Raw genomic sequence first — 24,458 nt, 5'->3', positions numbered from 1 at the left:
AAGGTAGATACAGGGTCTTGGAGTGTGAGAAACGCAATGTCCTTGATAGATCGCGGACTAGTCAGGAAACTGTCCTTGTTCGCCAAAATGAGTGATGGCGAACTCGATAAGCTTGTTTCGTATGCAACTACAAAGCGCGTTCCTCCGGGAGAGGCGATTTTCGAGCAAGGCGACGATGCCGTTCTTTTCTACCTCCTCCTGCACGGGCGGTTGAAGGTCAATCAGATCACCCCGGACGGACAGCAGATCATCGTCCGCATGGTGCATCCGGGGGACCTTTTCGGCTTTGCCCGAGCCTTGCAGAGAAGCGATTATCCGGGCACAGCGATTGCCGTGGCGGAAAGCATCGTACTGGCCTGGCCAACCGAGCTTTGGGATTATTTTGTCGAGCAGAATCCCGGTCTGGCAATGAATGCGATCCAGACAATCGGCAAAAGGCTGGAAGAAGCCCACACGCGTATCCGTGAGATGTCGACGGAAGAAGTGGAACGGCGTGTCGCGCACACCGTTCTGCGCCTCGCCCGTCAGGCTGGCCGGAAAGAAGATGACGGCATCCGGATCGATTTTCCGATCACCAAACAGGATATTGCCGAGATGACCGGAACGACACTGCATACAGTGTCACGCATTCTCACCGGCTGGGAAGCGCAAGGATTTGTTCGGGGCGGCCGCCAGAAACTGACCGTACTCAATATGTCAGGTGTGAGACGGCTTGCCGACGGCGAACGGTAGAACAGCCGGAAACACGGTATGCCGAACGAAAGACGCCCGGCATATCGCCTTCGCCTCATCCAAAAACTTCCCGCTCCTCGGATTTCGCTGCCAGCAGCGCCTCTATCATCAGTTTTTCCGACAGGATGTGGCGGCGTACGCTCTCCATAAAGCCACGTACCATGTATGAAATGGTGTCGGAAGCAAGACGGCAACGACCGTCTGCAATTGCCATCAATGTCTGTGACAATTCCTCGGCGGCCAGCCGGTCACAACGATGTTCCGCCTTCAGGCGTTCAATGATGGCGTTGGCGAAATGGGAATGAGCCTGCCGACTGAAATCTGGAAACAGAACTTCTTCTTCAAGCGCATGGGTTTCACCAACAAGACGCGGAATGAGCGTTGATATCCGCCGGTACTCCTGCACAGAGACGCCGGTCTCAAGGTCCTCAGCGATTTCCTCCAACTGCAGACACAGTTCCAGCAGATCATGATGGTGGGCCTCGAGGCGGCTGATATCGGTCGCGTGCAAGACTGACGGCGCGTCCATAATTCTTCCCTCTACCTACTGACCAAGGAAAAGAACGGCTGCAATCACGATGGAAGCCGCAACGGCGGAGAGCGTGCCCGCGCCCTGTAAAGCTCCCATACGATAAAGAACCAGTGAAAAGCCGATGATCGCCGGTGTTGCGACCATGAGCCCGATCTGTGCATCGGTCATTGAAATTTCCTCTTCTATGGCGAGGATACAATGTCGTCGTCCGTGCATTTCTTCTTTGCCAAAACGCAAAGAAGGCCTGAACTGCGGGCGCTAGGCATGTTCCATGTCTGGAACCGAAGATTTGACCATAACTGCAATCAACGCGGAGGATCGCGCGGAAGATGATCTTCTGCTCTGGATCCTCGTGTGGAGCGAACTCGTTGCCTTCGCAATCCTGCTGATTGCGTTCATGGTGATGTCGGCCATCAATGTGGAAGGCGTTGCGCAGTTGCGCGCGCATCTCAGCCCCGGTCTGGCTGCAGCCAACACCGTTGTGCTGCTGATGAGCGGCTGGCAGGCGGCTATTGCCGTGCGCAGACGTCACAATGTCAGTCAGGCTCGCCGTCCGCTTTTATATGCCGCCCTTTTCGGCCTCGTTTTTGTAGCAATCAAGCTCATCGAATATTCGAATGAAATCCAGTTTGCTGGTGATGAAGCTGTGGGAGCGTTTTTCGAGCTCTACTTTCTTCTCACCGGTTTTCACCTCATGCATGTGCTGTTCGGATCGATCATTCTGGCGCTGGTCGCATGGCGACCATCTGCTTCCAATGTTCTGCTGATCACGACGCTCTGGCACGCGATTGATCTCGTCTGGCTGGTGATGTTTCCTGTCCTTTATCTTGCCTGAGGCCCGCAGTGTCCGATCGTGACCATTCATCCCTGACCCGTACATTCGTCGTTCTGATCATTCTCGCTTTGAGCGGTGCATTTATCGCAGGCACCAGCGCCGGGATGCTCGCAGCTATCGTCATTGTGTTGATCCTCGCTTTTGCAAAAGGCTGGTTAGTCATCCTCGACTTCATGGAAATGCGCGGAACCGACGGCATATTGAAGCCCGCCTTGTTGGCTTGGCCCGCCGTTCTGCTCACACTGGCACTGGTGCGTTCTGTCGCAGTGCGCTTCCTCCTCTGAGCAGCACGCTATCTCTTTGTTTTTACGCATTATCCGACGCAAAGCCGCTTCGCACTTTTGGCTCGGAAATGCTCCAGTCTTTGCCAAATCGCAAAGAAGGCTTTCCTCCGACCGATAGAACAGTCCTGTCCCGTGATGCTGGCGAGGGGATTGACCAGCCGCACTATCGACGGGGGATTTGATGCCGAGGCTCCGCCTTCGGCCAATGAAAGGACGAAGGGGATGGCAGAACGCCTAACCAAGACCGGCGCACGAAACGTCTTCTACGGCGGGTCTATTTTCTTTTTCGCGATCTTCGTGGGGCTGACGGCGCACAGCCATTACTACATGAAAACCACCTCCACGGATGAATCGACGCTGACCGATGCGGTCGCGCGCGGCAAGCACATCTGGGAGAAAAACTCCTGCATCAATTGCCACACACTGCTTGGCGAAGGCGCTTATTTTGCGCCCGAGCTTGGCAATGTCTGGAAGCGCTGGGGTGGCGAAGAAGACCCGGAAGGCGCACGCGAAACGATGAAAGCCTGGATGCAGGCGCAGCCCACGGGGATAGAAGGGCGTCGCCAGATGCCCCAGTTCAACCTGAGCGAACAGGAACTCAACGATCTGGCTGATTTCCTCGAATGGACCAGTCGCATCAAGACGCAGAACTGGCCACCCAACGAGGCAGGCTGAGCGCGGGATGAACGGAGTTTTATGATATGAAATATGAAAGCCAAAAGGTCGCGATGCTCTATTTCTATGGAGCGCTCGTGCTGTTCATCGCGCAGGTCGCATTCGGCGTTCTCGCTGGCACGATCTATGTTCTGCCCAATACGCTGTCGGAGCTTCTGCCCTTCAACATCGTTCGCATGATCCACACCAATGCGCTGGTCGTCTGGCTGCTGATGGGGTTCATGGGTTCGACCTATTATCTTCTGCCGGAAGAAACGGAAACCGAGCTCTACAGCACCAAACTCGCCGTCATCCAGTTCTGGCTGTTCTTCGTGGCGGCCGGTATCGCTGTTGTCGGCTATCTGTTCCACATTCACGAGGGGCGCGAATTTCTCGAACAGCCATTCATCATCAAGGTCGGCATCGTCGTCGTCTGCCTGATCTTCCTGTTCAACATCACGCTGACGGCGCTCAAGGGCCGCAAGACCACGGTGACCAACATTCTTCTGTTCGGTCTGTGGGGCCTTGCCCTGTTCTTCCTGTTCGCCTTCTATAATCCGATCAATCTCGCACTCGACAAGCTTTACTGGTGGTACGTCATCCATTTGTGGGTTGAAGGCGTGTGGGAACTCATCATGGCGTCGATCCTCGCCTTCCTGATGATCAAGCTGAACGGCATCGACCGCGAAGTCGTCGAAAAATGGCTCTACGTCATCGTCGGTCTGGCGCTGTTCTCCGGCATTCTTGGAACAGGTCACCATTATTACTGGATCGGTGCGCCGGGCTACTGGCAGTGGATCGGTTCACTGTTCTCGACGCTGGAAGTTGCTCCGTTCTTCACCATGGTCATCTTCACCTTCGTGATGACATGGAAGGCCGGTCGCAAACATCCAAACCGTGCAGCCCTTCTCTGGTCCATCGGTTGCTCGGTGATGGCCTTCTTCGGGGCTGGCGTATGGGGCTTCCTGCACACGCTGTCGTCGGTCAACTATTACACCCACGGCACGCAGCTTACCGCCGCCCACGGACACCTCGCCTTCTTCGGCGCCTATGTCATGCTCAATCTCGCAGTCATGGCCTATGCGATCCCGGAACTGCGCGGACGGGCACCGTACAACCAGATGCTCTCCATGGTGAGTTTCTGGGCCATGTGCACGGCCATGTCCGTGATGACCTTTGCGCTCACCTTCGCAGGTGTTGTCCAGACCCATCTGCAGCGTGTTCTGGGTGAAAGCTTCATGGTCGTGCAGGACCAGTTGTCGTTGTTCTACTGGATACGCCTCGGCTCCGGCGTCGTGGTGGTGATTTCGGCCTTCATGTTCATCTGGGCCGTCTTGGTTCCCGGCAAGGAACGCCGCGAAAACACCTCCGGCTTCGTACAACCCGCTGAATGATCGACACCAGGCCCCGCCTCATGGCGGGGCTTCATTGCCTGATACAAAGGAAAATGGTCATGAACCCCAGTCTCAGAAATGTTGAAAATGCCGATGTCTCGATCCCACCATACAGCCCGTCCGGTAATGAATGTGCGCTCTTCGAAATGGCCTGGATGCGTAAGCTGCCATTGCTTCTCAAAGGACCGACCGGTTGCGGCAAGACGCGGTTTGTAAGCCATATGGCCGCAAAACTCGGCCTGCCGCTTTCTACGGTTTCCTGCCATGACGATCTGGCGGCTGCCGATCTGACCGGGCGCTATCTGCTGAAAGGCGGCGATACCATATGGGTGGATGGTCCCCTGACCCGCGCCGTGCGTGAAGGCGGCATTTGCTATCTCGACGAGATCGTCGAGGCGCGCAAGGACGTGGCCGTGGTTCTGCATCCGCTGACCGACGACCGCCGCCTTCTGCCATTGGAACGCACCGGCGAACTGCTCGAAGCGCCTGACCGCTTCATGCTCGTCGTGTCGTACAATCCGGGTTACCAGAACCTGTTGAAATCCCTGAAGCCAAGCACGCGCCAGCGCTTCGTCGCCATTGAATTTGACTTCCTGCCCAAGGAACAGGAAATCGCGGTGGTGAGCGAAGAGAGCGGCCTCACGGCTCAAAAGGTTGCGCCACTGGTGGCGCTGGCCCACCGGCTGCGCGGGCTGAAAGGCCACGATCTGGAAGAAGGCGTTTCAACCCGCCTGCTGGTCTACTGCGCCACGCTGATCGACGCCGGAATGCCGCAGCGCGAAGCGGCGCGTGCCGCGATGATCGAGCCGCTGACAGATGAGCCGGATGTCAAGGCCGCTTTGATTGAAGTTGCCGATGCAATGCTGAAATAGGCGGGCATATCATGCTGGATTTTCTGGAACTGGAGGAAACCGTTGGCCGGGCTTGGCACCGCCTGATCGGCAAGACCGGATCGTGGCCGCATTATCCCCAGCACGTTGTGCAACTTGGCGATATTCGCCAGAAGCTTGCCATCTGCTTCCGCGGTTTTGGCGGCGATGTCGCCGTACAGATTGCCCCGGCCCGTGCCCGAACTTCCGGGCACAGGCTGGGATTGCGGCAGCGCATGGCTTTGGGCGAAGAGAAGCTTAGCCAGCCGTTGCGGGATGAAGCGACATTGATGCTGCCGCCCGAAATTGCGCTCTTTCCGGATCGAACGCTCAATTACGATCTCTATGTCTGGCTCACGGGCTATATGGCGGTTATGCCGACTGAAGTGGGCGAGCTTCCGCATGACCCATTGCGCCGTAATCTTGCAGCGCTTGCAGTGGCATCGGATACGGTTGCGAAGACTTGCCGGATATTTCCGGGCCTGCAGAAGCGTTATGCGCGATTGTGCGAAGCGGTGTTGGCTGTGCGCCCCAAACGTCCGCTCTATGGTCTGGAGCAACAAGTGGAGGAGCGCATTCTGGCGCTTCTGAAACAAGGCGCAGGACTGCCGGACGATGGTCTCCCTACGATCTTTCCGCATTGCGCACCCGCGAGCTATCTGCCCGCCCTGCCCGTCCCGCTCTGGCCGGAGTTGATCAGACGCGAAGAGACCGCGCCGCGCGATAACGATGACCAGCCAGTGCTGAACAGCAAGGCGGACGGTGTCGAAACCGGACGGCAGATTGCCAACCGCGAGAAGCAGGATCCGAGGCTGGCCAACCGGAGTCCGTTCATTCTCAATCGCTTTGAGAAAATCCTTGCCATGGCGGAGATGGTGAGCGTCGACAGGCCAACGGACGATAGCGACGAACAGAATGCAAAATCTGCAGACGAGCTTGACGATCTGACATTGGGCGAACGCAAGGGCAGACCTGCGGCCCGTTTCCGTTTCGATCTCGATCTACCGCCAGAAGCCGTCGATCGAACGGCTCTCGCCGCCAAACTGACCTATCCGGAATGGGACTATCGGAAAGGTGTTTATCTTCCCGATCATTGCAGTGTTCTGGCAGCACCAGCGCAGGATCGTGAAAAAGCGCTGGAACTTGATGATGAAGCGCAAAGTCTTGTGCGCCGGGTTCGCCGCCAGTTCGAGATCCTGCGGCCAGGCCGCGAATTGATGCGTGCGCAGCTCGATGGCAACGATCTTGATCTCGATGCCGTGGTCCGTTCACGATGCGATTTTGCCGCCGGAGGACAGGGCAGCGACCACATGCACCTGATGAGCCGCCCCAAGGCAAACGACCTTGCCGTCACTATTCTGGTCGATGTGTCGCTATCCACCGATGCGTGGATCGATAATCGGCGTGTGCTGGATGTGGAAAAGGAGGCACTTCTGGTTCTGGCCAATGGCATTGCTGCCTGTGGCGACCGCTGTTCCATCCAGACCTTTACCTCGCGCCGTCGTTCATGGGTGCGGGTCGAAACGGTAAAGGACTTCGACGAAACTTTCGGTCCTGCCGTAGAACACCGGATTGCGGCGCTGAAGCCCGGTTTCTACACGCGCATGGGAGCCGCCATCCGTCACGCAACAGCAAAGCTTGCCGAACAGCCCAACAGAAAGAAGCTTCTGCTGGTCCTGACGGACGGCAAACCGAACGATGTTGACCATTATGAAGGCCGGTTCGCACTCGAAGACAGTCGCAGGGCCGTTGCTGAAGCACGCACAACAGGCGTCAACGTCTTTGCCGTGACCGTTGATCGGGAGGCGAATGCATACCTTCCCACGCTTTTCGGCCGTAGAAACTACGCTCTTGTCGCCAAACTGTCGAAACTGCCTGTCGCTCTACCGGCGATCTATCGAATGATGACCGGATGAGTAATCGTCACGGACAGCATTTCAAGTCAGTGAACAGGGCATGTAGCTTGCCGGTATCTTTGACACCTTGAGTACCGAAGCAGGCCAACCCGCCGCCAGTGATCAATGGCGACGGGTCCGAGAAGCGATTTAAATAAAGTCGCCTACAGGCTGTTCACCAGACGGTGCGAGACGTTTTTCACGACCGTATAATGATGCAGTCCTTCGGCGCCGCCTTCGCGGCCGAGTCCGCTATCCTTGACACCACCAAATGGCGTCTCGGCAACAGAAGCCTCAAGCGTGTTGATGGAGACGTTTCCAGCTTCCAGTCCCGTCATCAGACGGTCCACATTTTCCGCTGAGTTTGCGAAACCATATGCCGCCAGACCAAACGGAAGCGAATTCGCCTTTTCAATAGCCGCATCAAGAGAGGCAACCGGATTGATCAGCGCCAGCGGACCAAATGGCTCCTCCGACATCGCGCGGGCATCGTCCGGCAGTTCAGCCAGAGCCGTTGGCGGGAAGAAATAGCCATTGTTCTTCAGGCGACGACCACCGAAAAGCAGTTTCGCACCTTTCGCTTCTGCATCGCTGACCAACTCTTCGAGAGCCATGACGCGGCGATCATTGGCGACCGGGCCCATCTGAACCCCCTCATCCATGCCGTTGCCCACACGGATCGATTGCGCCGTTTCGATGAAAGCCGCAGTGAAACGTTCATAATGGCTTTCGTGAACGAAGAAGCGCGTCGGCGAGGTGCATACCTGACCCGAATTGCGGTATTTGCGGCGCGCCGAGGCAATACCCGCAACGACCGGATCGGCATCCTCGCAAACGATGACGGGAGCGTGGCCGCCAAGTTCCATCAGCGCCGGTTTCATGTGGCGCGCAGCGATTTCGGTCAGGTGTTTGCCAACGGCAGTCGATCCAGTGAACGCAATCGCCCGGATTTCCGGGCGCGGGATAAGAAACTGCGAAATATCGGCAGGAACGCCGAAGACCAGATTCAGCACACCGGCTGGCAGGCCTGCATCCTCGAATGCACGCGCAATATGTGTCACCGCCGTCGGTGTTTCCTCGGAAGCTTTCAGGATAATGGAGCAACCGGCAGCTAAGGCACCCGCAATCTTGCGTGCTGGCTGGCTCATCGGGAAATTCCACGGCGCAAACGCTGCGACCGGACCGATTGGCTCGTGCACGACGATATAGCGAATGCCGGGCGCGCTCGGAATGACGCGGCCATAGAAACGAATGCACTCGCCAGCATCCCATTCGAAGAATTCGCAGCCACGAATAACCTCAAGCCGGGCTTCGCTGATCGGCTTCCCGTTTTCCAGCGTAATCGCGCGTGCAATCTCTTCCCGCCGCTCGCGCATGAGCGCCGAGGCCTTCATGATGATCGCAGCACGGGCCGCAGGCGCAGTGTTGCGCCAGACCTGATAACCGTCCCACGCCGCCTGAAGTGCCGCCTCCAGATCCTCGCGTTCCGCGACCGCAACTTGCCCGATTTCAGTCTCGTCTGCGGGATTGATGATGGGAAGCGTATTGGCGGTCTTGCGCCATTCACCACCTATGAAAAGCTGCACGTCGGATTTTTGCATCAGAAAGCCTCTGCAATCTAAAAATTCGGGCCACGCCCAGATCATCGTTACGGTCAGAATGGGATGTTTTAATTCATGCGACAATTCATCTTAAAACCATATATCCATGAGGATAATCGCATGAATTAGTATAAAGCTGACAAGTTTTGCCCGCGCGAAACCACCAGCCGCGCTTCGCTACGCGACCGTACAATTTCTTTTCGAAAGCCGATCAGAGCACGTTTCGATCTGATCGAATCAGATCGGTGCTCCAAATATTTGCTTTGAACCGCGCATCTTTTCCGAAACCCGTTTCACACTTTTCGGGATACGCTCTAACACTACAGTTGCAAATTCGTCAGGCCGTGGCGAAAAGAGTGATTTGGAGTACCGGAGCGGAGCGTACTTAAAGGTACGTGAGCACCGGAACGCAGATAAAGCGCTCTTTGCAGCCCGGCATCACGAAGAATGCAACTGTAGTGCTAACCGATGTTGCGAATACCGGCGAGCAGAGCCCGCGACATCTCGGTTTCGGACGAGCACCAGTCCATCAGAATATCGTAATGGTTCCGGTTTGCGACCTCGATGGTTTTCACCTCTCCGCCTGCTGCAGCCCAGCCTTTGGCATAAGCGCGGGACTGACGCTTGAAACCGTCAGCCTCATGCTCTGCCCATGCCACGGCGATCGGACAACCGCGCACGGGAATGTGGCGGATCGGACTGAGCTGATCGACATCGGCGGGCCCGAGATTCAGCCATTCCTGCGGAAAGGTTGCCGCCAGTGGTGCAAGCTCGAAAAGCCCGCTGACCGGCATGGCAAACTTCACAACATCCGACGGCAAACCGAAATCGTCCTGCCAGCCTTCCGCAACAAGCGCACCAGCAAGATGACCACCTGCCGAACTCCCCCCAACCGATATCCGGTCGGGATCGAGACCATATTCCCGTCCATGACGCCAGACGAAGGCAAGTGCCGCGCGCACCTCCCGCGTAATTTCCGCGAGGGAGACTTCCGGCGCCAGACGATAATCGACGACAACGGTCGCAATACCTTCGGCCGCGAGCATCCCCGCCATCATGGCAGAATCTTCCTTTGACAGCGCGCGCCAGTAACCGCCGTGAACAAACACGAAGACCGGACACGGTCCACTTTGGGAAGGCGGGCCGAAAATATCGATCCGCTGTCCGCTTTCTTCGTCATAGACCACGTCGAAATGCCGGCCCCAATCGGCCCGGGGCGCGATGCTTGCCTCGCGATAGCGCACCATTTCGGCGGCGAAAGCTTCCGGCGAAACGGTGGCCTTGGCATTGTAATCGCGATCAAGGCGGGCAGGCTCGAAACCTGCTTCTTCAGTGAGTTTTATCATGCGTTGAACACGCTGATGACGTTGGCCACATTCGCAGGCTGTTCAAGCGTCGGGAAATGGGTCGTACCGGGGAGCTTCTTGGGCTGGAACCACGGATTGCGAGCTGCAAAATCCACCTGTGCCTGCGTATATTCCGGCTCGAATGGCTGCGAATAAATATGGGTGATCGGACGGTTTTCGGCCATGGCTGCCATCCGCTGCATGGGGCTGCCCCATTTGCGATAGGCTTTGCCGATCTCCCGCCCCGAGCGGGCCCACATTTCATAGGAATAGCCCGCCATCTCGTTGTTCACGTGATTGACGATATCGGCGTTCTTCGTGTCGCCGATCCAGTAATCGAAGAAGCCTGCACGACCATTCTCCCAGACCTGCCGGTCCTGAATACCGTCGATCAGTTCGAAGAAGGTTTCGTTCGGCTGGTTCATGATCCAGTCAATAACAACCGATTTCGGCACGCGGCTTGATCCCAGCCGGTCAGTGACTTCGATATTGGCCCAGCCGCCATGAGAGGTCGAGACGGGAAGAAAGGTCTCAAGCTCCAGCGCGTCGACGAAAGCGACAAGATCGTCGGCTTGCTGGTTGATGTCGAAGTCGCCGTCATGGTCACGATGGTCGCCGTGACCGCGCCAGTCGAAGCGGATGACGCGATGATTCTTCGCCAGTTCCGGCGCCAGTGTCTTGAACAGACGGTGATCCTGACACCATCCGGAAAGCAGCACGATGGCCGGGCCGCTTCCGGTTTCATCCCAGGAAAATATATTGTTGCCAATTTTCATCGAGTTCATGGAAATCTCCATCATCCGGCGTTTCAGGCTGCGCCTGTTGGAATATGCAAAGCGGTCTTCATACGTTCGGCACCAAGCGGAGCGCATTTCCCGGTAATTTTCAGCACTTGCGAGCGCACGTCGTCGGGCCAGTAATTCATGTCGCCCAGTCGCTCCGCAGTATCCTGCGTATGTTCGGTCAGCGGGCGTTCGCGCGCCTCCCACGCAGCCAGCGCTTCGCTCACATCCGTATGTTCGTCCAGCGCAACCGCCAGCCCGAGCGCATTCATCAGAGCGCAACCACCGCCTTGTCCGAGATAAGGCGGCATCGCATGAGCGCCATCACCGAGGATCGCCACCCGGCCCTTGCTCCATGATTTCAGCTTCAGGACTTCGAATGCATCCCACCGCCCCGCATCGCCGAAACGAGCGATCAAAGATGCAAGATGCGGGAAACTTTCGGTCCAGAGCGCGGTATCGACCGGTGTGCGATAGGCCGCCTCGTCTTCAACCGATGCACAGAGCGCGATATAGAGATCAGTCTCGCTGGCGGGCGTATAAAGAATACGGCGCGAGCCGGAGAAATGCTCGATATAGCGCGGCAGATCTTCAACGGGAGCGTCTGCGCTATCACGCTTTATCATCATGCGCACGGCACCATAGCCAAGCGGTTTACGGTACATCATGAGATCGAGCGAATCTCGAACCTTGGAATTGATGCCATCCGCCCCGATGACCAGATCGGCAGCAAGTCGCTTACCGTCGGCCAGCAGCAATTCACCCTCGGGCGTTGCGCCGACAGCTTCCGCACCGGTGACGACTTCAACGCCGGCACGACGCGCAGCATTGAGCAATGCCGTCAGCAATGTTTCACGCAGGATCGTTATAAGGCGCGCTGGCCCGTTGCCATTGATTGGAATCTCTTCCATCGTTTCGTTGCGGTGATCGCGCGTATGAAACTCCGGTCCTTCATGAGCGCCGATCACGGCCTCGTCGTAAGCGCCGAGGGCCTTGAGCACATGCAGGCCATTGCTCCAGATATAAATCCCGGCGCCGAATGTGCGCAGATTGGACGAGCGCTCATGCACCCTTACGCTCCATCCGCGTTGGGCGAGCGCTGTGGCAGAAGCCAGCCCCGCAATGCCTGCGCCAGCGATCTCCGCGTGACGTTTCGTCATTCCAATTCTCCTCAACCCATTTCGAAGAGAGATTTCCAAGTCCTGCCGACAAAGGAAAGTGAATTCTGACCGCGACAGATATGAGGAAATAGAATATCTGTGAGCGGACATATCCTTGAGGAGGCGATATGGCATTGCTCACCAATCATCTGACGATCCGGTATATCCGCATCATCGATGCGATCGAGGAGGAGCGCAGCATTGCGCGCGCTGCCGATCGGTTGAACGTTACCCAATCCGCGGTCACCAAGGCATTGCAGGAAATCGAAGCCCTGACCGGATTGCGGCTTTTCACGCGCACCAACAGGGGCGTTGTCCCGACCCATGCGGGTATGCAGCTGACCACAGATGCAAGACGTCTTCTGGCTCATCTGATGGTGGCCGAACAAAATCTTGCCGATCTGCGCGACGGCACTGGCGGACGGCTGGCCATCGGAACCCTGCTTTCTGCATCTGCCGATCTGCTTCCCAGAGCCATCGCCAAAGTCCGGCGTGACAATCGCCGCATCGTGGTCAAGGTCGTGACGGGAACGGATGATGTCTTGATGCCAGCATTGCGGGCGGGTGAGCTGGACATGGTGATAGGCCGCCTTTCCGAGCGGCATGAACCGGTCAATCTCGTGCAGGAAGTCCTGATTCCGGATAACGCCGTCGTCGTTGTGCGCCGCGACCATCCATTGACGTTGCGCCCCGCACTTCGCCTTCACGATCTGATCGAATGGGACTGGATTTTGCCACCGAAGGAAACCAATCTCCGCCTTCAGATTGACCGCACATTCCGCGAGGAAGGCGTTCCGCCGCCTGCACAGTCCGTCGAATCCGTCTCACCGCTCATCAATAGGGGCTTGCTCTTGCAGGCGGATTATATTTGCGTCATGCCCGCGCAGGTGGCGCGGATTGAAGAAGCGTCGGGACAGCTTGCCATCCTGCCGGTTCAGCTTGGCGCCACTTCCGGCTTTCTGGGGATCACCACGCTTCCTGAGAGCAACCGTTCCGCCACGGCCGACCTGTTCATTCAGGTGCTTCGGGAAATTGCCCGGACAGGTTGAAGACAGGTTGAATACAGGCTCCCTCCCATCCTCGATACACCCTTCTGATATTCCTGAGCCTCATAGCAGTGCGAAGAGTGTTCAGTTTACGGACTTCAAGTTTCAGCATGAAATGACCGGCAAGACCTCCTGTCCGAAACAGCGTTTTCAAGCGCGGGACAGAGAAAAGGTCGTGAAGGGCAATCAAGAGAGGAACTTTCATGCTCAAGCTTTCACTGCTTGGTGCTTCGGCACTCTGTCTATCTCTGGCCGGAACTGTCGCGGCTTTCGCCAAAGAACCCGTCACCATCGGCATGATCACAACCTTGTCCGGCCCTGCCGGTTATCTTGGGCAGGACATTCGGGACGGTTTCCAGCTCGCAATCGATCAGAATGGCGGCGAACTGGGAGGCAAGCCGGTCGCGCTCAAGGTCGAGGATGACGGCCTCAAGCCGGGCAATGCCAAGCAGATTGCCGAAGCCATGTTGTCCGAACAGGGCGTAAAACTCTTTACCGGCATGGTCTTCGCCAATGTCGCCGGTGCGGCTCTGCCAGATATTCTCGACGAAGGCGGCATCTATATCAGCCCCAACACCGCATCTGCCGAATTTGCAGGCAAGGAATGCCACCCGAACTATTTCGTCAGCTCCTGGCAGGATGACAGCCAGGGAGAAAGCGCTGGCGCGCTGGCGCAATCAATGGATTATCCTTCGGCATTCCTGATCGCGCCGAATTATCAGGCCGGGCGCGAGACGATGGATGCGTTCAAGCGCTTCTACAAGGGCAAGATCGTCGGCGAAGTCTATACCCAGATGGACCAGACCGACTTTGCCGCTGAAATCGCACAGATCCGTGCCGCAAAGCCAGCGATGGTCTATGAATTCGAACCGGGCGGTATGGGCATTGCGTTTCTGCAGCAATATCAGCAGTCAGGTCTGCTGAAAGAAATCCCGATGGTCGTCCATCCGGCATCGCTCGATCAGGTGATCGTCAATGTTGTCGGAAAGGCAGCCGACGGCGTACGGGTGACCAGCCACTGGAACGACGATTTCGACAATCCGGAAAACAAAAAATTCGTTGCCGCCTGGAAAGCGAAATTCGGGGATCGCCCGATCACCTATTATGCCGCACAAGGCTATGATGCCGCGCTGATGATGGGTGCCGGTCTTGCTGGCGTCTCGGGTGACGAGATCGATGCCAAGACATTCCGCAAGGCGTTGCTTTCCGCGCAAATTCCTTCCGTGCGCGGAGAATTCAAACTCGGACCGAACCAGCATCCCGTTCAGGATTGGTATGCGCTGGGTGTAGCCGAAGGCGCCAACGGCAAGCCTTATCTGAAGACCGAGAAGAAAGTCCTGACCGCGCATGGCGATATCTATGCCGCACAATGCAAGATGGATGCGGAATAAAGCTTCCGAATAGAAAAAGCCCCGCTACTGCGGGGCTTTTCGTTAAGCAAGTGCATCAGATGACAGTCGTGGCGACACGGTTCTCGATCGCACGCACAAGGTTGAGCGCGGTCATTTCAGACGATTTCGGGTTGGTCGCGAGCGGACCATTTTCAAAACGCAGATGCATCCGACCGAAATCGCCTTCGGCAATGATCTCATGCGTGTTGAGACGCGCTGCCGGGTCCGCAACCAATGTGACACGGGTACGATCGAGACCAATCCCAGCAAGCGAGGTAATCACCGCGACATTGGCATTTTGCGGAAAAGCATCGGCTGCCTTGCGGGCCGTATCCGTGAAGAAGACCGTGGCCTCACTGATTTCATCGAGCGGCACCAGCTGGGCGGCCTGCGTGCCTGCCCATGCTTTTGCAGGCTTGATGATGCGATGCTCGACACTTTCAATCGAAAGCCGGCTTGCGGCCGAAAGCGCATCAATGCCGCCCAGCGCACCGGGTGGGATAATAAGCTTCGCGCCGCTGGCCGCAGCCGCATCCTTCAGCCTTTGAAACAGGGCGTCGTCGACGAAAGCCGATGTCGATGAAACCGCAAAATCCATTCCGGTGGAAAGCGCCGCCTCGCCCCACGGCAAGACGCTGGGGCGACCTGCCGCCTCCACCACGAGACTTGCGCCGCTGGCTGCAAGCTCGGCAGGATTTTCGATGAGCACGGCACCGGCAGGCAATCGGTCACGGGATGCCGACCGGTCACGCACCGCCACCGCGCCGATCCTTACTGAACTTTTCCGCTCAGCGAGAAGGTCCGCAACCCGCTTGCCGATAGCGCCCCATCCAACGAGGACGATCGTCTCAGATACCGACATAAGCATGCACCTGCTCACGGTCGCGTTCGAGATCGGCACTCGTCCCGCGCCAAACCGTTCGACCTTTCTCGACAATATAGTGGCGATCCGCCAACTTCTTCAAAACCGCGATATTCTTATCGATCAGAAGGATCGACTGGCCCATTTCGCGCAATTGCATGATGCAATGCCAGATTTCCGTGCGAATGACGGGGGCAAGCCCTTCCGTCGCTTCATCGAGGATCAGAAGATGCGGGTTCGTCATCAATGCACGCCCGATGGCCAGCATCTGCTGTTCGCCACCTGAAAGCGTGCCCGCCGTCTGATCCGCCCTCTCCTGCATGCGCGGGAAAAGCGCATATATCTTGGCAAGATCCCATGGCGACTGTCGCTTGCAGCGGTTGGATGCGGTTGCGACCAGATTTTCCCGCACGGTCAATGTCGGGAAAATCTGTCGGCCCTCCGGCACAAGACCGACGCCAAGGCGTGCCACTTTTTCGGGGCTGTAGCTGGTCGTGTCGCGCCCCGCGATCTGGACCTGTCCCCCTTTTGGAGCGAGCAGACCCATCAATGTGCGTATGGTGGTGGTCTTGCCCATGCCGTTGCGGCCCATGAGGGTGACCAGTTCCCCTTCATTCACCTCCAGCGAGACGTCGAACAATACCTGCGAATGGCCATAGGCGGCCTGAAGTCCTTCGATTTTCAGCACAGTTCCTCCTCCCCGCCGAGATAGGCTTCCCGCACAGCTTCACTTGCCCGAATGTCTTCCACCGTACCTGTGAGGATGAGGCGACCATAGACCAGCACCGATATGCGGTCAGCGAGCGCAAACACCGCCTCCATATCGTGCTCGACGAGCAGCATCGAAACCTTGCCGCGCAGCCCCTGCAAAAGCTCGATCATTTCCTGGCTTTCGACATGGCCGAGACCAGCCATCGGTTCATCAAGGAGCAGAAGCTTCGGCTTTCCGGCCAGCGCCATCAGCAGTTCCAGCTGCTTGCGCCCACCGCTCGACAGATCGCCTGCAAGCTTCTCCGGGTGATTGGCCAGACGGCTTCCGGCAAGGATTGCATCAACCTCACGCCAGATGGCGCTGCGGCCTTTCAGACTGTCGAGAATCCGGAAATTGTGCCCCTCGCGCGCCTGCACCGCCATCGCGATGTTCTGGCGCACACTCATATCGTTCAGGAGCGTCGATATCTGGAATGTGCGTCCCAACCCGCGCCCGACACGCGTTGCTGCGGGTAGATTGGTGATATCTTCACCCATCAGGCTGATCGTCCCCGATGTGGGAGCCAGCTCACCGCACAGCTGGTTGATGAGCGTGGACTTGCCCGCTCCGTTCGGGCCTATCAGGGCATGGATATGCCCTTCCGTGACGTCGAGCGTCACATGATCCGTCGCGACCAGTCCGGCAAAGCGCTTCACCAGATCGCGGACCTGCAATATTGCAGTCATGCGGGCACCTCAACTTTCCGGTCTTTGCGAAACGGACGGCAAAGCGCGCGCCAGCCGCCGACAATGCCGCCCTTGGTTCCCAAAACAACGACGAGCAGAATGATGCCCATGGCAAGCTGCCAATGTTCAGTCCAGGAGGCGAGATAGGTCTGCAGGATCAGGAAGGCGGCTGCTCCCCAGATCGGCCCGAAGAACGTGCCGACCCCACCCAAAATGACCATCACCATCAACTCGCCCGATTTGGTCCAGTGCAGCGTATCCGGGCTTGCAAAACGCATAAAGATGGTGAGAAGCGCGCCAGCCAGACCAGCGCCCATTCCGGCAAGGACAAAGCCGTAAAGCTTGTAGCGATAGGTTTCGATCCCCATGGCCGTCATGCGCCGCTCGCTCTGGCGAATGCCGGAAAGCACCGCGCCATAGGACGAATGCACGACCCTCCAGAGGAAACCGAAATACAGGATCATCGAAACGAGGATGACATAATACATCGTCGTCTTGTCACGCAGGCTGAGGCCGAAAAGATCATTTGCCCGGCGCACGATGATACCGTCTTCGCCGCCATAGGTTTTGAGCGAAACGAAGAGGAAGAACAGCATCTGGGCAAAGGCGAGCGTAATCATGATGAACTGCACGCCGGAAGTGCGCAGCGCCAGCGCACCGATGACCAGCGCGGCAAGACCTGCCACCAGCATGGCCGCCGGAACGGTGATCAGAAACTGGTCGGAACCCGGAATGAAGCCGAAAAGCAACGTCTCTTCGGCGTGGTGGAAATAAAGGATACCCACGACATAAGAGCCGATCCCGAAGAAGGCGGCGTGACCGAAGGAAACCATCCCGCCATAGCCGAGGATCAGATTGAGGCTGGCCGCGGCGATGGCATAGATCATGATCCGGGCAACAAGGCTGGATGCAGCAGTCTGCCCCAGCGCTTCGGCCCCGAAGGGGAAAAGTGCAAGCGCCACGCAGCCGAGGAAAACAAACAAAATACGATATGACATGATTCAGGCTCCCACCGGAAAGAGGCCTCTCGGGCGGAACAGAAGAACGATGGCCATCAGCAGATAGATGCCCATGGACGCAATGCCCACGCCAAGCGCGTCAGCTTCGGCCCCGGCCATGAATTGACGCAGAATGGAAGGCAGAAAGGCGCGCAGGCAGGTATCGATGATACCGAGCGAAATACCGGCAATGAAAGCTCCCTTGATCGAGCCAACGCCGCCGATAACCACGACCACGAAGGTGGCAAGCAGGATTTGCTCGCCCATACCGACCTGAACGGCAAGGATCGGTCCGGTCATGAATCCTGCAAGACCCGCAAAAGCCGCACCAAGCGCAAACACCAGCGTATAGAGCAGACGGATATCCACGCCGAGCGCGCGGACCATATCGCGGTTGGTCGAACCTGCCCGAACCAGCATGCCGATGCGGGTACGGTTGATGAGCAGATAAAGACCACCGGCAACCAGCAGGCCAGCCACAATGATGAGCAGCCGGAACGGCGGATAGCTCAGGCCTGAAAACAGTTCGATCGGCTGCGAGAGCGATGCAGGCAACTGCGTGAAAATCGGTTGGCGGCCAAAGATCAGCACGGTCAGCTCATTGAAAATCAGAATGAGCGAAAAAGTCGCCAGCACCTGATCCAGATGATCGCGCTGATAGAGCTTTCGCATGACGCCAAGCTCGATCACGATACCGGCAATCGTCGCGGCCAGAATGGCTGCGGGCAAGCCCAACCAGAAATTCCCGGTCTGCACGGCCACCCAGGTGCCGATGAAAGCGCCGATCATGTAGAGCGAGCCATGAGCGAGGTTGATGACGCCCATGATCCCGAAGATCAGCGTCAGCCCTGCTGCCAGAAGGAACAACATGACGCCGTAGAGAAGGCCATTCAAAAGTTGCTCGAAGATGAGTGTCATTGGAGGAAACGACCTTCATGAGAAATGAAAAGAAGCGTGGCGCGCACTTTCGCGCGCGCCGAACGGTGGCTGTTAGAGCTTGCACTCTGCAGAATAGGAATCACCGTAATTTTCGATCAGCTTCTTCTTGATCCTGGTGGTCGGGTTGCCGTCCTCGCCCTTGACGACATCAAGGAGATACCAGTCCTGCAACGGATGCTGGTTCGGACCGAAGGCAAAATTGCCACGCACCGACTGGAAGTCAGCCTTCCGCAACGCTTCGCGCACCGCATCGATATCGTCAACGCCGCCGGTCTGCTTCAAGGCAGAAGCAATCAGGCGAGCCACGTCGTAGCCTTGCGTGCCGTAATAGGTCAGAGGCCGGTCAGGATAAGCGGCTTTCCACTTTGCCACGAGTTCCTTGCTCGCGGCATTGTCCATATCCGGGCTCCAGTGGCTGGTGGCCATGATACCGACCGAAGCATCACCCAGTGATTTGAGGATCACCGCATCGCTGGACGGTTCGGAAAGAACCATCGGAATCTTGCCGAGAAGGCCTGCCTGCTGATACTGGCGCATGAACGCAATGCCCATGCCGCCCGGATGAAACTGGAAGACCACATCAGGGTTTGCGGCGCGAATTTGCGCCATCTCAGCCGAATAGTCGGTTTGGTCGAGCTGGGTGTAGATTTCACCGACAACTTCGCCCTTGAACCGGCGCTTGAAGCCAGCCAGCGCATCCTTGCCTGCCTGATAGTTCGGCGCAAGAATGAAGGCGCGCTTGAAACCTTCCTGTTCCGCAGCAATGCCCGATGCCTCGTGGAGCGAGTCATTCTGCCAGGAAACCACGAAGTAATTCGCATCGCAGCCCTTGCCCGCCATGTTTGATGGCGCGGCGTTGGCGCTGATATAGATACTGTCATTATCGATAATATCCGGCACGGTTGCGCCAGCTACATTCGAGAAGATGATGCCGGTAAAAAGCTTGACGCCGTCTTCCGACATGAACCGCTCGGCGATCTGTCGTCCGTTGCCGGGCTTGGCAGCGTCGTCCTCGACCTTCAGTTCAACCGGCACACCGCCGAGTTTGCCGCCTTCGGCATCAATGGCAAGCTTCATGCCATCGCGCACGTCCTGACCGAGATAACCTCCCGGACCTGACAAGGTCGTAATCACGCCGATCTTGACCGGTTCAGCAGCAGCAGCACCAGTCGTCAGCCCCGCCAGCAGGCCGATCATCAGGAGTTTGTTTTTCATTTCATTTCCCCTTGTCTTTTTATGGATGGGCGCCCGGCAGTTCCGCCGGGCATGCCTCATCAGAGCGCAACCCAGCCTTCCGGCGGGTTCTTGCCGGGGTGGACAGTATTGCAATGTGGGCAGGTCCGCAGTTTCTCATCGTTGTAGAAAGCAGCGTAGAGCGGCGGCAGATCGTCGACGATGGATTCCAGATCCACTTCGGCGCGATGAACGAGACCGCTGCATTCGAAGCAATACCATTCGACGGCATCGAGAACGCCTTCAGGACGGGCCGGTTCGATCACCAGACCGATGGAACCTTCTTGCGGGCGCTGCGGCGAATGACGGATATGCGCCGGCAGAAGGAAGATATCGCCTTCGCGGATCGGCACGTCGTAAAATTCGCCAGTCGACGTGTCATGCAGCTTCAGCAGCATGTCGCCCTTGAGCTGATAGAAGAACTCTTCGACCGGATCGTCGTGGTAATCGGTGCGCTTGTTCGGGCCGCCAACGACCGTCACCATCAGGTCCGCATCCTTGAACACCAGCTGATTGCCGACAGGCGGCTTCAGCAGGTGCTTGTGTTCATCGATCCATTTCTGGAAATTGAAAGCGCTGAGTTTTGTCATTCTTGTTCCCCTTTTCGGTTCGATCAGGACAGTTTGAGACCGCAGCTATCAAATGCCTCCCGGATTGCCCGTTTTTCAGCGTCGGTCAGCTCAAGCATCGGCGCACGAACAGGTCCACCAACCTGGCCGAGCAGCTCCTGCCAGTATTTTTGATGCGAAGTGGGCTTTTCAGCCGGTCGCGTCGACTTGAAGGCATGACGGACAGGCTCGAGGCTCTGCCAGACGGCGCGCGCCTCGGCCTCTTTTCCCGCAAAGGCCAGGTCGGTATAATCGCGCATGCGGCGATCAACCTTGGTCTGCAGCGTGTAGGGCGGTGAAGAGCAGAGATAGAGCTGCCAGCCCAGTTCGAGAATATTATCCAGCCATTCGTCTTCCGATGCGGTCGAGACCAGAATGCGGTCGCCTGCAAGTTCCGTGAGCTTGCAATACATGTCGCGCGGGACCGAATATTTGATCGCGACAACCGTTTCGATGTCGGCCAGACGATTGCAGAGCTCAGGGCTCATCAGATAACCGCTATCTGGATGCGACCAGAGTGCAAGACCGATATCCACCTTCGAGGCAATGGTTTCATAGTAGCGCAGCAGCGTTTCGTCCTGCGCACGCAGGAAATGCAGAACAGGTGCATGGACGACGATATAGTCCGCGCCGCAGGCCTGCGCATGCTTGGCCAGATCGATAACCACATCCATGTTCTGGTCCGAGCAGGACATGATTGTCTGCGCCTTGTCACCTACTGCCGAGACAGCCAGATCGAACATGCGCTTGCGCTCGTCAACCGACATTGAGAAGAATTCGCCCTGCTTTCCCGCGACGAAAAGTCCGTCAATGCCCAGATCGTTGATCCAATGGTCGACATTCTTGCGAAAGCCGCCTTCATCGATCGATCCGTCCTGATTGAAAGGCGTGTTTGCCGCAGCCCAGATACCGCGCATCGTAGCGCGCGAATGGGCCTTGGCGTTCTGACGGTCATACTTCATCGGAATCCTCGCTTCGGGGCGGGTCACTCCAAACCCGCGTCTCCCTGATCGAGCCTGACTTTCTTTCATTCGAGAAGTCTTGTAAGTAGAATATATTCATAAACAAAAACTCATAAGTGAGCCGATGCGTCCCACTCTCCGCCAGATTGAATGTTTTCAAGCCGTGGTCGAACTGGGAAATTTTTCCCGCGCAGCCGAGCGTGTCAGGACGACCCAGGCCAATCTTTCCCACACGATCCGTGATCTGGAGACGGTGCTGGACGCGCGGCTTTTCGACCGGACAACACGGCGCGTCAGCCTGACGGATGCCGGACGTGCCTTTGCCGAAGGTGCGCTTGCCGGTCTTGCCGAAATTGACCGCGCCGCCGAAGTCGTGCGCGATCTGGGGAAGTTACGGCGCGGTCAGGTCAGCATCGCAGCCCCGCCTTTGCTGTGCACGACGGTGCTTCCGCATCTGGTTCGCCGCGTGGCTGATGAACACCCCAACCTCGTCATCAAGATCGAGGATGTCGGGCCTGAAATCGTCATCGAACAGGTTCGCAACGGGCGTTGCGACCTCGGCGTTGGCACGTTTTCCGGTGAAGATTCCGACGTCGAAAGCCAGATGGCACTGCGCGATCAGCTGATGATTTTCGTGTCGCCCCATCACGATTTCGCCGGGCATGAGCAGGTCCGTTGGGCAGAACTCGACGATCAGCCCATCATTACGCTTACCCAGAAAAGCAATATCCGGCTTTTGACGGAAATCGGCTTCGAACAGGCAAAACTGGCGCTTCGACCGCATATGGAGGTCAACCAGATTCACTCGGTGTTGTCGCTGGTCGAGGTCAATGCCGGTATCGCTGTTCTACCCGCCTATGCCTTTACCGCGCTGCGCGGTCGCGGCATCGTGGCCCGCCCCCTGACGGACCCAGCCATCGTGCGCGAGGTGCGCCTTATCACGCCCCGCGACCGCGAACAGTCTGCAGCCACCGTCGCCGTACGATCCATCCTGCGAAACCTGCTGCGTCAGATGATCCCCGAAATTCCCGGAACCGGCAGCGCCAGTTAAACCGCTTCTACGCATGCCTCCCGAGCCTTTTGAGCTTGCTTCACGAGCCTTTGCGCGTTCAAATGCTGCCGCACCGCTGTTTAGAATCATCTGAAAAAGTCGATACTGAACAACCCGTTGAAGGTCGGTCGCGTCGCAAGCAAGGGAATGCAGCCTCATGAATACATACGGAAAACTATTTTCAGCCGCGCTGGTCGCGGCTGCGCTCAACAGCACGGCGGTCGGACAGGTCTTTGCCAAGACGTTGATCTATTGCTCCGAGGCATCTCCTGAAATGTTCGATGCGGCGCAAACGACATCCGGCGCCGTGTATGATGCGTCGGCGCGCAATGTGTCCAACGGACTTATCAAGATCAAGCGCGGCTCGACGGAACTGGAACCCGGCCTCGCGGAAAGCTGGGACGTTTCTGCCGACGGCAAGGAATATACGTTTCACCTGCGAAAGGGCGTGAAGTTTCACACCACGAGTTTTTTCACTCCGACGCGTGAATTCAATGCAGACGATGTGATCTTCACGTTCGACCGTCAGGGGAACAAGGATAATCCCTACTACAATCAGGGTACATGGCCGCAATTCGGAGCCTATTCCTTCCCGTCGCTGATCGAGAAAATCGAAAAGATCGACGATCACACGGTCAAGTTTGTGCTGGCGCATCCCGAAGCGACGTTTATCTCGACGCTGTCGCTGACATTCGCCGTCATTCAGTCCAAGGAATATGCCGACAAGCTGGTCGCCGAAGGCCGCATTGCGGAGTTCAGCCAGCAGCCAGTCGGAACCGGCCCTTATCAGTTTGTCGCCTATCAGAAGGATAGCGCCATCCGCTATCAGGCCAATCCCGACTACTGGGCGGGCAAGCAGAAGATCGACAATCTCATCTTTGCGATCACGCCGGATGCGGCAGTGCGTTATCAGAAACTGAAGTCGGGCGAGTGCCATGTCATTGCCGCTCCCAATCCCGCCGATATTGCAGAGATGAAGAAAGACCCGGCCGTCGAAATGCTGCACAAGGAAGGTTTGAACCTGTCCTTCCTAGCCTACAACACCCAGCAAAAACCGTTTGACGATGTGCGTGTCCGCAAGGCGCTGAACATGGCAGTCAACAAGGCTGCGATCATCGATGCGGTCTATCTCGGCTCTGCGGTCGCTTCGGTCAATCCGCTCCCGCCCAGTGTCTGGGGCTACAACAAGAACGTCAAGGACGACGCTTACGATCCTGAACAGTCGCGCAAAATGCTCGATGAAGCAGGCGTCAAAGACCTGAAAATGAAGATCTGGGCCATGCCCGTGCAGCGGCCCTATATGCCGAATGCGCGCCGTGCAGCCGAGCTCATTCAGTCCGACTTCGCCAAGGTGGGAGTAACGGCGGAAATCGTCACCTATGACTGGGGCGAATATCTCAAGCGTTCGCTGGATAAGGACCGCGATGGTGCCGTCATGCTTGGCTGGACCGGTGGCATTGCCGATCCCGACAACTTCCTCGCCGCACTTTTGAGCTGTCAGGCCATCGGTAGCGCCAATCGCGCAAACTGGTGCGATCAGGACTTCGAGAAGCTCATTCAGGCGGCCAAGCTGACCACCGATCAGGCCGAGCGCACCAAGCTCTACGAACAGGCGCAGGTCGTGTTCAAGGAACAGGCTCCCTGGCTGACCATTGCTCATCAGATTGTCGAGCAGCCGATCAGCAAGAAAGTCAAAGACTTCCGCATCGATCCCTTTGGCGGCTATCTGTTCGAAGATGTCGACATCGAAGAATAGGCTTCGTCCTCCGCCGGTTTGATGACCGGTGATGAAATTCTGGGTAGCCGGCATAGAGCATAATCCGACCGGAGTGAAACGAGGATCGATA

25 protein-coding genes are annotated in these 24,458 nt (G+C 57.2%); 11 read left to right on the top strand and 14 right to left on the bottom strand.

Going from position 1 to position 24,458, the window contains the following annotated elements:
* The first annotated feature begins 36 nt into the window (after nucleotides 1-36).
* On the top strand, nucleotides 37-732 hold the full coding sequence (locus tag KWJ32_RS11675) for a Crp/Fnr family transcriptional regulator (protein WP_010660612.1): 696 nt from the start codon (nucleotides 37-39) through the stop codon (nucleotides 730-732).
* Nucleotides 733-787: 55 nt separating this feature from the next.
* Here the strand turns inward: KWJ32_RS11675 and KWJ32_RS11670 are convergent, their stop codons facing one another.
* Nucleotides 788-1,261, bottom strand: coding sequence for a hemerythrin domain-containing protein (locus KWJ32_RS11670; RefSeq protein ID WP_012093663.1), 474 nt, complete (start codon nucleotides 1,259-1,261; stop codon nucleotides 788-790).
* A gap of 15 nt (nucleotides 1,262-1,276) precedes the next feature.
* A complete protein-coding gene (locus KWJ32_RS11665) occupies nucleotides 1,277-1,432 on the bottom strand; it encodes a hypothetical protein (RefSeq protein ID WP_010660610.1) in 156 nt (51 codons plus the stop codon).
* A 103-nt stretch (nucleotides 1,433-1,535) separates the two neighbouring features.
* Here KWJ32_RS11665 and KWJ32_RS11660 point away from each other — a divergent pair, with 103 nt between their 5' ends.
* The 6 genes from KWJ32_RS11660 to KWJ32_RS11635 all read left to right on the top strand — a co-directional run bounded on the left by KWJ32_RS11660 (nucleotide 1,536) and on the right by KWJ32_RS11635 (nucleotide 7,216).
* The gene (locus KWJ32_RS11660) at nucleotides 1,536-2,099 is read left to right on the top strand and encodes a cytochrome c oxidase subunit 3 family protein (protein WP_151610132.1); all 564 of its coding nucleotides are present in this window, start codon (nucleotides 1,536-1,538) and stop codon (nucleotides 2,097-2,099) included.
* A gap of 8 nt (nucleotides 2,100-2,107) precedes the next feature.
* Entirely contained in the window at nucleotides 2,108-2,383 is a 276-nt protein-coding gene (locus KWJ32_RS11655; protein WP_012093665.1) for a cytochrome C oxidase subunit IV family protein, read from the top strand.
* 222 nt (nucleotides 2,384-2,605) lie between these two features.
* Entirely contained in the window at nucleotides 2,606-3,058 is a 453-nt protein-coding gene (locus tag KWJ32_RS11650; RefSeq protein WP_010660607.1) for a cytochrome c, read from the top strand.
* A 26-nt stretch (nucleotides 3,059-3,084) separates the two neighbouring features.
* Complete coding sequence (locus tag KWJ32_RS11645) at nucleotides 3,085-4,431, top strand: nitric-oxide reductase large subunit (protein ID WP_012093666.1); 1,347 nt, start codon at nucleotides 3,085-3,087, stop codon at nucleotides 4,429-4,431.
* A 59-nt stretch (nucleotides 4,432-4,490) separates the two neighbouring features.
* Entirely contained in the window at nucleotides 4,491-5,303 is an 813-nt protein-coding gene (locus tag KWJ32_RS11640) for a CbbQ/NirQ/NorQ/GpvN family protein (protein ID WP_012093667.1), read from the top strand.
* 11 nt (nucleotides 5,304-5,314) lie between these two features.
* Nucleotides 5,315-7,216, top strand: coding sequence for a nitric oxide reductase activation protein NorD (locus KWJ32_RS11635; protein ID WP_256885982.1), 1,902 nt, complete (start codon nucleotides 5,315-5,317; stop codon nucleotides 7,214-7,216).
* A gap of 143 nt (nucleotides 7,217-7,359) precedes the next feature.
* Here KWJ32_RS11635 and KWJ32_RS11630 read toward each other — a convergent pair whose 3' ends face one another.
* The 4 genes from KWJ32_RS11630 to KWJ32_RS11615 form a co-directional block, all read right to left on the bottom strand.
* On the bottom strand, nucleotides 7,360-8,796 hold the full coding sequence (locus KWJ32_RS11630) for an NAD-dependent succinate-semialdehyde dehydrogenase (RefSeq protein WP_012093669.1): 1,437 nt from the start codon (nucleotides 8,794-8,796) through the stop codon (nucleotides 7,360-7,362).
* A gap of 461 nt (nucleotides 8,797-9,257) precedes the next feature.
* A complete protein-coding gene (locus KWJ32_RS11625) occupies nucleotides 9,258-10,142 on the bottom strand; it encodes an alpha/beta hydrolase (protein WP_012093670.1) in 885 nt (294 codons plus the stop codon).
* Entirely contained in the window at nucleotides 10,139-10,927 is a 789-nt protein-coding gene (locus KWJ32_RS11620) for an alpha/beta hydrolase (RefSeq protein ID WP_012093671.1), read from the bottom strand. Before KWJ32_RS11620 ends, KWJ32_RS11625 begins: the two co-directional genes overlap by 4 nt.
* A 23-nt stretch (nucleotides 10,928-10,950) precedes the next feature.
* A complete protein-coding gene (locus KWJ32_RS11615) occupies nucleotides 10,951-12,084 on the bottom strand; it encodes an NAD(P)/FAD-dependent oxidoreductase (protein ID WP_012093673.1) in 1,134 nt (377 codons plus the stop codon).
* 128 nt (nucleotides 12,085-12,212) lie between these two features.
* Between KWJ32_RS11615 and KWJ32_RS11610 the strand changes: the two genes are divergently transcribed.
* Nucleotides 12,213-13,133, top strand: coding sequence for a LysR substrate-binding domain-containing protein (locus KWJ32_RS11610; protein ID WP_010660599.1), 921 nt, complete (start codon nucleotides 12,213-12,215; stop codon nucleotides 13,131-13,133).
* Between the two features lie 200 nt (nucleotides 13,134-13,333).
* Nucleotides 13,334-14,521 (top strand): ABC transporter substrate-binding protein, encoded by a 1,188-nt coding sequence (locus KWJ32_RS11605; protein WP_010660597.1) that lies wholly within the window; start codon nucleotides 13,334-13,336, stop codon nucleotides 14,519-14,521.
* 55 nt (nucleotides 14,522-14,576) lie between these two features.
* Here KWJ32_RS11605 and KWJ32_RS11600 read toward each other — a convergent pair whose 3' ends face one another.
* The 8 genes from KWJ32_RS11600 to KWJ32_RS11565 form a co-directional block, all read right to left on the bottom strand.
* Nucleotides 14,577-15,383: an aspartate dehydrogenase gene (locus KWJ32_RS11600; RefSeq protein ID WP_012093674.1), complete on the bottom strand. Its 807-nt coding sequence runs from the start codon at nucleotides 15,381-15,383 to the stop codon at nucleotides 14,577-14,579.
* Nucleotides 15,370-16,071 carry an ABC transporter ATP-binding protein gene (locus tag KWJ32_RS11595; RefSeq protein ID WP_012093676.1) on the bottom strand — a complete coding sequence of 234 codons (702 nt, stop codon included), beginning with the start codon at nucleotides 16,069-16,071 and terminating at the stop codon, nucleotides 15,370-15,372. The genes KWJ32_RS11600 and KWJ32_RS11595 overlap by 14 nt, the downstream gene beginning before the upstream one ends.
* Entirely contained in the window at nucleotides 16,065-16,820 is a 756-nt protein-coding gene (locus tag KWJ32_RS11590; protein ID WP_012093677.1) for an ABC transporter ATP-binding protein, read from the bottom strand. Before KWJ32_RS11590 ends, KWJ32_RS11595 begins: the two co-directional genes overlap by 7 nt.
* A complete protein-coding gene (locus KWJ32_RS11585; protein ID WP_012093678.1) occupies nucleotides 16,817-17,818 on the bottom strand; it encodes a branched-chain amino acid ABC transporter permease in 1,002 nt (333 codons plus the stop codon). Before KWJ32_RS11585 ends, KWJ32_RS11590 begins: the two co-directional genes overlap by 4 nt.
* A 3-nt stretch (nucleotides 17,819-17,821) precedes the next feature.
* Nucleotides 17,822-18,736: a branched-chain amino acid ABC transporter permease gene (locus tag KWJ32_RS11580; RefSeq protein WP_010660592.1), complete on the bottom strand. Its 915-nt coding sequence runs from the start codon at nucleotides 18,734-18,736 to the stop codon at nucleotides 17,822-17,824.
* 72 nt (nucleotides 18,737-18,808) lie between these two features.
* Nucleotides 18,809-19,972: an ABC transporter substrate-binding protein gene (locus KWJ32_RS11575; RefSeq protein ID WP_010660591.1), complete on the bottom strand. Its 1,164-nt coding sequence runs from the start codon at nucleotides 19,970-19,972 to the stop codon at nucleotides 18,809-18,811.
* Between the two features lie 59 nt (nucleotides 19,973-20,031).
* Entirely contained in the window at nucleotides 20,032-20,580 is a 549-nt protein-coding gene (locus KWJ32_RS11570) for a 3-hydroxyanthranilate 3,4-dioxygenase (RefSeq protein ID WP_010660590.1), read from the bottom strand.
* A gap of 23 nt (nucleotides 20,581-20,603) precedes the next feature.
* Nucleotides 20,604-21,560, bottom strand: a complete 957-nt coding sequence (locus KWJ32_RS11565) for a dihydrodipicolinate synthase family protein (RefSeq protein WP_151610133.1) — start codon at nucleotides 21,558-21,560, stop codon at nucleotides 20,604-20,606.
* Nucleotides 21,561-21,684: 124 nt separating this feature from the next.
* On the opposite strand from KWJ32_RS11565, the gene KWJ32_RS11560 reads away from it, so the two are divergent.
* Both KWJ32_RS11560 and KWJ32_RS11555 read left to right on the top strand, forming a co-directional pair.
* Nucleotides 21,685-22,611, top strand: coding sequence for a LysR family transcriptional regulator (locus KWJ32_RS11560; RefSeq protein ID WP_010660588.1), 927 nt, complete (start codon nucleotides 21,685-21,687; stop codon nucleotides 22,609-22,611).
* A 157-nt stretch (nucleotides 22,612-22,768) separates the two neighbouring features.
* Nucleotides 22,769-24,367: an ABC transporter substrate-binding protein gene (locus tag KWJ32_RS11555; RefSeq protein WP_010660587.1), complete on the top strand. Its 1,599-nt coding sequence runs from the start codon at nucleotides 22,769-22,771 to the stop codon at nucleotides 24,365-24,367.
* The last annotated feature ends 91 nt before the right edge of the window (nucleotides 24,368-24,458 follow it).

This window comes from Ochrobactrum sp. BTU2 (assembly GCF_024539785.1).
GTDB lineage: Bacteria > Pseudomonadota > Alphaproteobacteria > Rhizobiales > Rhizobiaceae > Brucella > Brucella anthropi.
This window is presented reverse-complemented; position numbering and strand designations above follow the sequence as displayed.